Origin of the sequence: Lepagella muris (assembly GCF_004793975.1) — a bacterium.
Lineage (GTDB): Bacteria > Bacteroidota > Bacteroidia > Bacteroidales > Muribaculaceae > Lepagella > Lepagella muris.
The window spans coordinates 46,983-59,322 of the sequence record NZ_SRYB01000023.1; the positions used below are offsets into that span (position 1 = coordinate 46,983).

The 12,340-nt window shown below is 49.5% G+C and carries 10 protein-coding genes; all 10 read left to right on the forward strand.

Translation table 11 applies throughout. From position 1 onward, the window contains the following. Nucleotides 1–277 precede the first annotated feature (277 nt). The 10 genes from E5331_RS14010 (at nt 278) to E5331_RS14055 (ending at nt 12,330) form a co-directional block, all read left to right on the forward strand. Complete coding sequence (locus E5331_RS14010) at nt 278–1,159, forward strand: N-acetylmuramoyl-L-alanine amidase-like domain-containing protein (protein WP_123483226.1); 882 nt, start codon at nt 278–280, stop codon at nt 1,157–1,159. Between the two features lie 283 nt (nt 1,160–1,442). After that, nucleotides 1,443–2,459 (forward strand): asparaginase, encoded by a 1,017-nt coding sequence (locus tag E5331_RS14015; protein WP_275441226.1) that lies wholly within the window; start codon nt 1,443–1,445, stop codon nt 2,457–2,459. 125 nt (nt 2,460–2,584) lie between these two features. After that, nucleotides 2,585–3,310 carry a DUF3822 family protein gene (locus E5331_RS14020; RefSeq protein ID WP_123483224.1) on the forward strand — a complete coding sequence of 242 codons (726 nt, stop codon included), beginning with the start codon at nt 2,585–2,587 and terminating at the stop codon, nt 3,308–3,310. 4 nt (nt 3,311–3,314) lie between these two features. Next, nucleotides 3,315–3,851 carry an RsmD family RNA methyltransferase gene (locus E5331_RS14025; RefSeq protein WP_123483223.1) on the forward strand — a complete coding sequence of 179 codons (537 nt, stop codon included), beginning with the start codon at nt 3,315–3,317 and terminating at the stop codon, nt 3,849–3,851. Nucleotides 3,852–3,920: 69 nt separating this feature from the next. Continuing rightward, nucleotides 3,921–5,138: a bifunctional 3,4-dihydroxy-2-butanone-4-phosphate synthase/GTP cyclohydrolase II gene (locus tag E5331_RS14030; protein WP_123483222.1), complete on the forward strand. Its 1,218-nt coding sequence runs from the start codon at nt 3,921–3,923 to the stop codon at nt 5,136–5,138. Nucleotides 5,139–5,209: 71 nt separating this feature from the next. Next, a complete protein-coding gene (locus E5331_RS14035; protein WP_123483221.1) occupies nt 5,210–6,535 on the forward strand; it encodes an MATE family efflux transporter in 1,326 nt (441 codons plus the stop codon). Nucleotides 6,536–6,538: 3 nt separating this feature from the next. After that, nucleotides 6,539–7,429 carry a 4-(cytidine 5'-diphospho)-2-C-methyl-D-erythritol kinase gene (ispE, locus tag E5331_RS14040; RefSeq protein WP_123483220.1) on the forward strand — a complete coding sequence of 297 codons (891 nt, stop codon included), beginning with the start codon at nt 6,539–6,541 and terminating at the stop codon, nt 7,427–7,429. 156 nt (nt 7,430–7,585) lie between these two features. Then, nucleotides 7,586–8,197: a nucleotide exchange factor GrpE gene (locus E5331_RS14045; protein ID WP_123483219.1), complete on the forward strand. Its 612-nt coding sequence runs from the start codon at nt 7,586–7,588 to the stop codon at nt 8,195–8,197. A 46-nt stretch (nt 8,198–8,243) separates the two neighbouring features. Beyond that, on the forward strand, nt 8,244–9,446 hold the full coding sequence (gene dnaJ, locus E5331_RS14050; protein WP_123483218.1) for a molecular chaperone DnaJ: 1,203 nt from the start codon (nt 8,244–8,246) through the stop codon (nt 9,444–9,446). Nucleotides 9,447–9,714: 268 nt separating this feature from the next. After that, complete coding sequence (locus E5331_RS14055) at nt 9,715–12,330, forward strand: glycoside hydrolase family 3 protein (RefSeq protein ID WP_123483217.1); 2,616 nt, start codon at nt 9,715–9,717, stop codon at nt 12,328–12,330. Nucleotides 12,331–12,340 lie beyond the last annotated feature (10 nt).

Genomic DNA, 12,340 nt, shown 5'->3' on the forward strand with positions numbered 1-12,340 from the left:
ATTTATTTTGGATATGGCTAAAAATCATAACGGTATGCGACCTCAGGATATAGTAATATTTCCCGTGGTGAAAATTATACGTTTCGTCCGGATGCGGTGTTGGAGGTGTAAGGTTTCAAGTGTGCGGAGACCAATTGTTCCAACCCAGACTTTATATGGAGTATAAAAAACAGTTCGTTAAAAAGAGGGATTAAGGGGAAGTAATCGGAATAATTTTGTTACCTTTGCATAAAATTTGGTAAATCAACAACGACACTATTTAAATGACACTATTTAAATGAAGCTATTTATAAGAATGCGAAAAGAGAGGGTTTTCAGAGGTATGCTTTTCGGGATGATGCTCGCTTTCGTCAGCCTATCGGCATCAGCCTTCCGTCTGCATTGCGAGGAGGATACGGTGAAAATCAATAAGATATTGTCAATGGCAGCACAGAATGGCGGCTCCATTGGCGAACGTTGTGTCTTTGTGGCGAAACAATTGGAAGGCACGCCGTGGTCAGAACCTCACGACAATGATTCCATCGGCACCATCATGGTCAACCTTCACAGCTTTGACCGCATGGGCTTCGTCAACATAGTCTATGCCCTTGCTGACGCAAGCATGCGGAAATTGCCGACGATAAAGGAATTTGAGAAATCGCTTGAATCCATCAGTCGCCGTAAGGGTATAGATGATGGCTTCAGCGCACAGCTTATCTATGGGGCGGACTGGATTGTGGATAACGTCTACAGGGGACATCTGAAGGAGATGACCGAATACGTCACCGGGGGCGGATTCAAGACAAAGACCCTTGACTATATCACCCGCCACAAGGATGAGTATCCTGCGCTTAAAGATCCTAAGGTATATGACAAGGTGCGCATGATGGAGATGGGCTACCGTAGCCACCGAATACCACATCTTAAGAAACAGAGTGCCGCCAACAAACCTCTTCATGAGATAATGAAGGACGGCGACATAATAATGATGCTCTCGCAGGAGATTGATTTCGACATCTATGATGTGGGATTCATAGAGATGGTTGACGGTGAGCCGCATCTTATCCATATCTCTCATGAAAACGGCAACGTGACGGCAGATCCATATCCATTGTCAAGGTTGTTCAAGATCGATGGTCAGCATTTCTACGGCTACAGATGGTTGCGTCCGGCGGAGTGACCGTTGTCTGAGATATATTTATAGAAATAGATATTATCCTACAATACAGTGGATGTTTGTTTCCTAATGGGAAACAGACATCCTTTTTTGTTGAAATATGAGCGGAGAATAAGGGTAATTAGTTGCATAATGAAATGGAGAAAATGGGAGATTCGGAGCAATCCGACATCCGGAATGCCGATTTTTATGAAATTTCTTGGAATATTACTGACAAAATGCTAAATTTGCGACAAATAAAAAGACTTTCCCGCCTATGCACAACAACCACTCTCATCCTAAAATCATGATGATATACACCGGAGGCACTATCGGCATGCGAGAAAATCCGGTCACTAAGGCACTTGAACCGTTTGATTTTGACCATCTCATAGATAGTGTCCCAAAACTGAAGATGCTTGATTTTGAGATAGCCCATCATCAATTTGAGCAGCCTATCGATTCTTCCGCCATGACCCCGAGCCATTGGGGTGAGATCGCGAAAGTGATCGAGGATAATTATGAGAAATATGATGGTTTTGTTGTGCTTCACGGCACCGACACAATGGCTTACACGGCATCTGCCCTCAGCTTCATGTTTGAGAATCTCAACAAGCCGGTGATTATCACAGGTTCGCAATTGCCGATAGGGGAGGTGCGTACCGACGGAGAGGAGAACCTGATCACTTCGCTCCAGATAGCTGCAGCCCGCGATGCCAACGGCGAACATACTGTCAGAGAGGTGGCTATATTGTTTGAGAACTATCTCTGGCGAGGGAATCGCAGCACCAAGCGTAGTGCAGATAACTTCAATGCCTTCAAGAGCAACAACTATCCGGAATTAGCGAAGATCGGTCTTGGCATCACGTTCAACCGCGAGTCATTATGGCGCGGCGGACGGTCAGACCAGCCGCTGAAGGTGCATTACGACATGGATTGCAACGTAATGTTTATCGACCTGTTTCCGGGCATAGAGGAGAAGGTGGTGCGCCACATGCTTGCCACGCCGGATATCAAGGGTATCGTGCTAAAGACGTTCGGTGCAGGTAACGGACCTAACAGCCAATGGTTTATCGATGCAATAAAGGAGACGGTTGACCGAGGGATCGTGGTGCTCAACATCACGCAGTGCTACAACGGAAGCGTTGAGCCATACCGTTACGTCACGGGTCTTGATCTTGCGAATGCCGGGGTTATCTCCGGGCATGACATGACTTCGGAGGCGGCGATCACCAAACTGATGTATCTGCTTGGTAGGGGGATGAGTGCATCTGAGGTGAAAGTCTTTATGGAATGTAGTCTCAGGGGCGAGATGTCGTGCTGACAGGGAGATAGGCTGCCAGACATGGGGAATTTGGGATATAATTTGACTGTATGAGCAGGCTTGACTTGTACAGAAATTGCAAAAGTGGGATTATTTTTGTAATTTCGCTCCATAAAGAGTAAAATATGAACGGACTTACCGTGGCAGATTTTGCCGATACAGGTCAATGGCGGCTGATACTGAAGATATTTAATACAGGGATAGTCGCCTATTTGGAAAACACGATTCACACGGATCTTGAACCCCAAATGCTATTTTCCACCCAATGGGAGGCAGACGGGGTCAATCTGTTGCGCAATATAGAGAATGCAGTGTATGATCATCCCCGGGTGCTTGACGATTTCTCCGCAAAGATAATAATTTATGACCCGCGCACAGTCTTCTTGCCTACGGAGCTTGCTGAGGAATCTGAAGGTGGGGAGGAGACGTATTATACAGCATTATATGAGGCGGATCCCTCTGACGTCATCACAGGCAGCGATGCCGACGTGACGGTGGCGTATGCTCCCGCTCGCGGATTGAAGGGATTCCTACGCCGCACGTTCCCCGGAGCCAGGGTGGAATGTAACCTTATGGATATGCTGAAGCGATGCCGCAATGATGGTGAGGGCTATCGGATGTATGTGGAAGTGAGGGAAGGCGAGGCGGATTTCGTATTCCTGAATGGAAGGGATCTGATCTCCGCATCTACCCACGGATGGACTTCCGGAGATGATATTGTGTATCATGCACTCAACATAATGGAGGTCTACGGCGTTGCCTATTCAGAGGTGGCATGCAGGCTTACGGGGGATCATCTGCCGGAAGAGACTGCCGAAGCCTTGGGTAAGTTTTGTGGAAACAAAGAATAGAGTCATGAGAATCATAAGAGGAAAATATGGACGTCGGCGTTTCGAGGTGCCTAAGAACATTACGGCACGTCCGACAACGGATTTCGCACGTGAGAATCTGTTTAATGTGCTTGAAAATCTTGATGATTTCGAGGGGAAGACTGCTCTCGATCTTTTTGCCGGCACGGGAGCGATCAGTTTTGAGTTTCTTTCGCGTGGATGTTCGGAAGTGACTGCCGTGGAGTTGTCGCCCATACAGTCCGGGTTTATAAGAAGCGTGAAGGAGAAACTTGGCGATGAGTCATTGCGGGTGATAAAGGGGGATGTATTCAAGTTTATAGCCACGTGCCACCGGCAGTTTGACTTCATCTTCGCCGACCCTCCCTACGATCATCCGCGATTTGAGGAGGTGCCGGAGATGATACTCTCATCCGGCATGGTCAAGCACGGCACTGTAGTGATAATAGAGCATTCAAAGACGCGGGATTTTTCCAGGCTTCCGGGATTCTCGCAGCATAGGGTGTATGGCAGTGTCAACTTTTCCATATTCGTAGTTGAATAAAAACAAAAATCAGACAAACGTGATGTGCCGTCTTCCGTAGGCTGCACATTGAAAAATCTGTATAATCCAATGGATAATAAAATAAAACTTGATTCGATAGAGGAGGCGATAGATGATTTCCGTCAGGGGAAATTCATCATAGTTGTGGATGATGAGGACCGGGAGAATGAGGGCGACCTTATAATCGCGGCAGAGAAAATCACGGCTGATGATGTGAATTTCATGCTGAAGAATGCCCGCGGAGTGCTTTGTGCGCCAATCACCAATGCACGCTGTAAGGAACTTGACCTGCCTCATCAGGTTGAGGACAATACGTCAGTTCTCGGCACACCGTTTACCGTGACGGTCGACAAGCTTGAGGGATGCAGCACGGGCGTTTCGGCAGAAGACCGTGCCGCCACCATACGTGCGTTGGCAGATCCGGCATCAACCCCGGCGACGTTCGGACGCCCCGGGCATATCAACCCACTCTACGCACAGGACCGTGGCGTGATCCAGAGATGCGGCCACACGGAGGCGGCTGTGGATTTCGCCCGTCTTGCCGGACTGAACCCTGCGGCTGCACTCATGGAGATAATGAGCGACGACGGGTCGATGGCCCGTCTTCCCGAATTGCGTAAGCGTGCCGATGAATGGGGCTTGAAGCTGGTCAGCATCCGCGACCTGATAGCCTATCGGCTGAAGAATGATTCAATAGTGGAGGAGGGTGAAGAGGTGGATATGCCCACTGCCTACGGGCATTTCCGACTGATACCTTTCCGCCAGAAAGACAACGGTCTGGAGCATATTGCCCTTATCAAGGGTGATATCAGCAACGGTGAGCCTGTGCTCGTGAGAGTGCATTCGTCATGTGCTACGGGCGATATCTTCGGTTCGATGAGATGCGAATGTGGCGAACAGCTCCACCTTGCCCTGCAACGCATAGAGGAGGAGGGGCGAGGCGCGGTGATCTATCTGAATCAGGAGGGTAGAGGCATCGGGCTCATGGATAAGATAAAGGCTTATAAACTACAGGAGAACGGTCTCGACACGGTTGATGCAAACCTGCATCTCGGTCATAAGGCAGACGAGCGCGACTATGGCGTGGGTGCCAATATACTTCATGCCTTAGGAATCAGGAAGATGCGGCTGATGAGCAATAATCCGGTGAAGAGAATCGGTCTGGAGGGATACGGACTTGAGGTGGTTGAAAACGTGCCGATAGAGGTGGAGCCCAACAGATACAACCGCTTCTACATGCATACCAAGAAGGAACGCATGGGTCATGACCTTCATAAGGTGGACTGAACGAGACATATCACAAAGCGAGATTAAGATTCCGGTTGTCGAAGGCGACCGGAATTTTTTAGTAACTATATATGAGAGATATCAATAAGGAAATATTACGGCTTAGTGTGCCCGCGATTGTCAGCAACGTCACGGTGCCTCTGCTCAGTCTCTGCGACACAGCCATATCCGGGCATCTTGGCTCGGAACTGTATCTTGCGGCGATAGCCGTGGGGTCGGTGATGCTCAACGTGGTGTTCTGGCTTTTCGGATTTTTGCGTGCCGGCACCACGGGACTCACAGCCACAGCATTCGGAAAAGGGGACGACCTCAGCATCAGGAAGGTGTTTTCCCGATCATTAGGTATAGCTTTTACGGCTGGAGTGTGCATAATCCTGTTGCAGCTTCCGATAATGGAATTGCTCCTCCGTGTGATTCAAGCGGAGGAGGAAGTGATGGACTACGTGAGGCGATATTTCCGGATATGTATATTCGGGGCACCCGCCTTATTGGGGGTCATGTCGATAAGCGGCTGGTTTGTCGGTATGCAGACCACGGCATATCCCATGGCAATATCTATATCGGTGAATGTGATCAACATCGCATTCAGTTTCCTCTTCGTGTTCGGACTTGGGCTTGGATTCGAGGGGGTTGCGTGGGGCACTTTGTGTGCCAATTGGATAGGTCTTGCGATAGCCTACGCCTGTGCGGTGCGATTCAGAAGAGGTAAGCCCCTATGGTGTGGCGTAAGGGATATTGTGAGAGGGGGAGTGGGCAAATTCTTTTCTGTCAACGTCCATCTCTTCTTTCGGTCGGCATGTATAATATGCGTCAGTCTGGGTGTCACGTCAGCCGGTGCGCGCCTCGGCGCGTTGACGCTTGCAGTCAACGTTATAATCATGCAGCTCTTCCAATTCTTCTCCTTCTTCATGGATGGATTTGCATTCAGTGCGGAGGCTCTCGTCGGGCGTTACTTCGGTTCGCACGACATGACCACACTCCGCTCCACGGTAAAGGCTCTCCTGGGTTGGACTCTGCTGATGTCGCTCCTCTTCAGTGCGGTCTATGCCGGAGGGTGCGGACTTATATCCGGATTGCTTACTGATAGTGGTAGAGTGTTGGAAGGCGTGGTGGATCTAAGGGTGTGGATAGGATTGATACCGCTCTTGTCGTCATGGGCATTTATCTACGATGGCTTCTATGTGGGCATAACATCGACAAAGAAAATGATGTATGCCACGTTTTTTTCTACAATTGTTTTCTATATAATTGCGTTTGTAGATTATGGGGTGGATGGTTTCTGCATCGGTGTCAGGGGCAACGGGTATCTTTGGAGTGCATTTCTGAGTTATCTGATGCTCCGTGGAGCCATACTTGCAGCAGAATGGAAGCGAACAGTAGAAATAACAAGGAAATAGACTATGATAAAATTTGTAAACGCCAAGATAAATCTCGGATTGAATATAGTGCGTAAGAGGGAAGACGGCTATCATGATCTTGAGACAGTATTTTTTCCGGTCGGAATAGAAAGCGGCATGCCTCAGCAGCCGGAAGCATTCGACGATATACTTGAGGTCAACACCGACAGCAACCAGCTCAGCGGTTGCCGGTTTCAGCTGATGGGGCGGCGCATAGATTGTGCTCCTGAGAAGAATCTTGTGGTCAAGGCAGCCACTCTTTTTATCCAGACGTATGTGAAAAAGTATGACGACCTGTCGGATATGGGAATGTTCAACATCATACTCGACAAGCATCTGCCGGATGGAGCCGGACTTGGCGGCGGAAGTGCGGATGCCTCATTCACGCTCATGACGCTCAACGAGATTACGGGTGAGAAATTCGGACGTAACGAATTGTGTAACATGGCGGTGAAGCTTGGGGCAGATTGCCCGTTCTTCATCTACAACACCCCCTGCTTTGCAGAGGGTATAGGCGAGATATTGACTCCGGTGGAGATTGACCTCAGCGGCAGATGGCTGTTGATAGTCAAGCCGGCAATCCATGTGTCGACCAAAGAGGCATTCAGCGGCATCTCGCCCAAGGAGCCGAAATTTGATCTGCGGTTCCTGCCCGATCTGCCGTTGGAACGCTGGAAAGATATGGTGGTCAACGATTTTGAGGCATCCCTTTTCCCACTTTATCCTAAGTTGGCAGAGTTGAAGGATACATTCTATGAAAGCGGGGCAACGTATGCCTCCATGTCGGGATCCGGCTCCGCTATCTATGGAATCTATACTGACGGAGAGGCGGCTAAGGCGGCACGTGATAAATTTATCTCAACTTATAGTGGAGTTTGGTTGTTTGAATTATAGGCTTGTAAAAAATACTTATCAAGGATAAGAGGATAAAATCGCTAAGGCTCATAAAGAATGCCATCGATATGATGCGATTTATGTAGGCTGATGCGGATTTTAACATTTATTGGCGCAATATTTGAGTAAACAAGAATTAAAAAACAACTATCCATTATGGGAAATAATAAACACACAGAAGATAAAGATGCCCGTTTCTCTCAGGAGGAAGCGGTCAAGGATGAGAATATGGAGAAAGAGTCTCCCATAGCAGAGGAGAATCCTTCCGGCGATAAAGATGCCGCCCCGGCAGAGGAGACAGAGGAATCTTCACTTCGTAAGGAGGTTGAATCTCTTCGTACACAGGTGGAGAAGGAGAAGAAGGAATATCTGTTTCTCATGGCTGAGTTCGACAATTTCCGTAAGCGCACCCTGAAGGAGAAGAGCGAGATAATGAAGAATGCCGGCGAGAACGTTCTCAAAGGTTTGTTGCCGATCATGGATGACTTCGAGCGCGGGATTAAGGCTTCGGAAAACAGCGATGACAGTGATGCCATCAAGGAGGGTATGAAATTGATATATAATAAATTGAAGAAATATCTTTCCCAAAATGGCGTCAAGGAGTTTGATCCCTCTGACGATGTGTTTGATGCAGACCGTCATGAGGCGATATCGGTAGTGCCTGTTCCTGATGAGTCGAAGAAAGGTAAGATTCTCGATACTGTGGAGAAAGGCTACATGATCAATGACAAGGTTTTACGCCACGCCAAGGTTGTTGTGGCACAGTGATCCGGTAGGATTGTGAATGATGAAACCATAAAATGAGAGGTAAGCCATGGCAGAGAAAAGAGATTATTATGAGGTGCTTGGCGTCTCGAAAGGGGCAAGTGCCGATGAGATAAAGAAGGCATATCGCAAGATGGCGATTAAATACCACCCTGACAAGAATCCGGGCGACAAGGAGGCTGAGGAGAAATTCAAGGAGGCAGCCGAGGCATACGATGTGTTGAGTGATGCCGATAAACGCGCCCGTTACGACAAGTTCGGTCATTCGATGGGTCCGCAAGGATTCGGCGGTGCCGGCGGTGGCGGCGGTTTCTACAGTGGTGGCGGCATGTCGATGGAGGATATTTTTGCTCATTTCGGCGACATATTCGGTGATGGTTTCGGCGGCGGATTCAGTGGTGGATTCGGAGGAGCTACCGGCGGCGGTCGCACCCGTAAGCACGTGAACAAAGGCACCGATCTGCGCATCACAGTGAAAGTCACCCTGAAAGACGTCATGGATGGTGTAGACAAGAAGCTGAAGATACCCCGTATGGTGGCATGTTCGCATTGTAAGGGCACGGGTGCTAAAGATGGCACAGCGTTCCATACCTGCCAGCGTTGCCATGGCACGGGATATATCTCTCGTGTGCAGCAGACAATGTTCGGAGCCATGCAGAGCGAGGCAGTTTGTCCGGATTGCAATGGCGAGGGAAAGATCATCTCAGAGACATGCTCATATTGCGGAGGCACCGGAGTTGAGAAGAAAGAGGAGGTTGTCAGCTTCCATATCCCTGCCGGAGTGGAAGACGGCATGACTCTAACACTTCGCGGACAAGGCAACGCGCCACGCCACGGCGGAGTCAATGGAGATCTGCTCATAGTCATACAGGAGGAGAAGGATCCTGATCTGATAAGGGATGGCAATGATTTGATATATAATCTTATGCTTGACTTCCCGACAGCGGCGCTCGGCGGTACTGCCGAGATTCCGACCATCGGCGGGCGTGCACGTCTGAAGATTGCCCCCGGTACACAGCCCGGTAAGGTGCTACGCCTGAGAGGTAAGGGATTGCCTCAGATGAACACGAGCAACCGTGGCGACCTTCTGGTCAATGTCATGGTCTACGTGCCGGAATCGCTGACGGATGCCGAGAAGGCTGCGATAGAGAGCCTGAAGAACACTCCCAACGTAGTGCCGACCGAATCAACGGCAAAACGTATATTCTCGCGTCTGCGTCACATCTTTAATAAAGAAAGTCGCGGCGAATAAACAAACTGACGGCTATATAAGGCAATAAAGAAATATCCTGGCGGTTATGATATATATAAGGTGTCATATCCGTCAGGATTTTTTTATCAAATCGCTTTGACAATTTCATCCGGCGGATACACGCTATAAATACTCATCTCAAATTAAGGATATAAGGCCCCAAGTCAATAAAGTCCTTAAAGTCAATAATGACAATAATGACCTTAAAACCCTTAAATCCTTTAAATCCTTCATCCTCAAAATTATAACCCCTAACACCCATTTACGTATGAAAAAGATTTCCGTAATACTATGTGCATTGGCAGCGACATTGCCGATGTCGGCACAGATATATAAGGATCACACTGCTTCTCCCCATGAGCGGGCGGTGAGCATAGTCAAGGAGATGACGCTTCCGGAGAAAGTGTCGTTGATGAAACATGAATCGGCGGCAGTGCCCCGTCTCGGAATAAAACAATATAATTGGTGGAACGAGGCTCTTCATGGAGTGGCACGTGCCGGTCTTGCCACCGTCTTCCCTCAGCCCATCGGTATGGCTGCCACGTTTGATGACCGTATGGTATATGATGTGTTCACTGCTACATCGGATGAGGCGAGAGCCAAAAATCAGGTTGCCAAGCAGAATGGTCCGTTGCAGATCTATCAGGGTCTTACGTTCTGGACTCCCAACGTCAACATCTACCGCGACCCACGTTGGGGACGCGGACATGAGACCTACGGCGAGGACCCATATCTCACATCAAGGATGGGTACGAGCGTGGTGCGCGGACTTCAGGGCGACAGCTATGAGGGGGGAAGATATTCCGGCAGTGATTCGCCTAAATATCATAAGCTTCATGCGTGTGCAAAGCATTTCGCGGTGCATAGCGGTCCGGAATGGAACCGTCACTCCTATAATGCCGAGAATATCTCGCTCCGCGACCTTTATGAGACGTATCTTCCCGCCTTCAAGGCTCTTGTTGAGGATGCCGACGTGAAGGAGGTGATGTGTGCCTACAATCGTTATGAGGGTGAGCCATGCTGCGGAAGCAACCGTCTGCTCAACGGTATATTACGCGATGAATGGGGATATAAGGGTATCGTCCTTTCTGACTGCTGGGCGATAAATGATTTCTATGAACCGGGACGCCACGGCACGGAGCCGGATGCCGCTCATGCGGTGGCGACGGCAGTGCGCACGGGCACGGATCTTGAATGCGGACAGACCTACGGCAACCTTGTGGAGGCTGTCGAGAAGGGATTGATAAGCGAGGAGACGATTGACCGATCTGTAATCCGGTTGATGGAGGCACGCTATGAGCTTGGGGAGATGGATGATGATTCATTGGTGGAATGGACGAAAATACCATATTCGGTCGTAGGTTCGGCAGAGCATGGTAAGCTGGCAGAGAAAGTGGCAAGGGAATCAATAGTGCTTCTGAAAAATGACGGCATACTCCCGTTGAGGAAGGGTATCAAGGTAGGTCTTGTCGGACCGAACGCCAACGATTCAATAATGCAATGGGGCAACTACAATGGATTCCCAACATCCACGTCCACCCTCTACTCGGCATTGCGTGATAAGTTGCCGGAGGGGAATCTGGTGTTTGTTGACGGTATCGATCATACCGCCGACATAAGCGTTCAGAGCCATTTTGCCAATACCTGCGCCTCAAATGGCAAACCCGGTTTCGATGCCTATTACTGGAACCGCTGGATAGATTCAAACGATATCAATCTGAAGGAGAATCCGGAGGTGACATACAGTCAGACCACCCCGATAAATCTCACCACGTCAGGCGCGATAGTATGGGCACCGGGTGTTAACCTCGGAGGATTCTCCGGTCTGTTCAAGACAACGTTCACGGCACCCGCCACGGAGGAGATCGCCTTCTCGATGCAGACACAGGGCTACATGACATTGCGCATAGATGGGAAATGCGTCTTTAGAGGTGGTAATATGAAGAGCAAACGTGCTTACGTGCTGAAGGCAGAGAAGGGTCGTAGCTACGACATAGAGGTGACGTTCAACGCCACTGAGGGCGACTGCGCATCGCTTAATTTCGATTTCGGCAGTCAGAAGCCGCTCGATCTCGCATCGGTGACGGAGCAGCTAAAGGATTGCGACGTGGTTATCTTTGCCGGAGGTCTCTCCCCAATGCTTGAAGGCGAGGAGATGCAGGTGGCGGTTAAGGGTTTCCGTGGTGGCGACAGGGAGATCATAGAGTTGCCTGAGTCGCAGCAGCGTGTGCTTGATGCGCTTGCAAAGGCAGGAAAGAGGGTGGTCTACGTCAATTATTCCGGATCGGCAGTGGCTCTTACCGATGAGGCAGTTCCGGCAGAAGCCGTACTTCAGGCATGGTATCCCGGTCAGGCAGGTGGCGAGGCAGTGGCAGACGTGCTGTTGGGAGAGTATAACCCCGGTGGAAAACTTCCTTTGACGTTCTATAAGTCAACATCCGACCTTCCCGATTTTGAGGATTACAACATGACCAACCGCACTTACCGCTATTTCAAGGGTGAGCCGTTGTATGCGTTCGGACACGGATTGAGCTACACCACGTTTGACTACGGTAAGGGTAGCGTGAAAAAACGTGGTGATAACTATGAGCTGACCGTGCCGGTAAAGAATACCGGAGATATGGCTGGCGATGAGGTGGTGCAGGTGTATATTGCGAATCCGGCAGACGCAGAGGGTCCGAAGATGCAGTTGAGGGATTTCCGTCGCATCACCCTTAAACCGGGGGAATCTGCGGATGTGAAATTCTCGCTTACTCCGGAGCAGTTCAACTGGTATAATCCCTCAACCGGCGATATGCAGCCGCTAAAGGGTGATTGCCGTATCCTCTATGGTTCATCGTCGGATATGAAGAATCTGAAGACAGTGAATTGCCGTAGGAAATGATGCCATATAA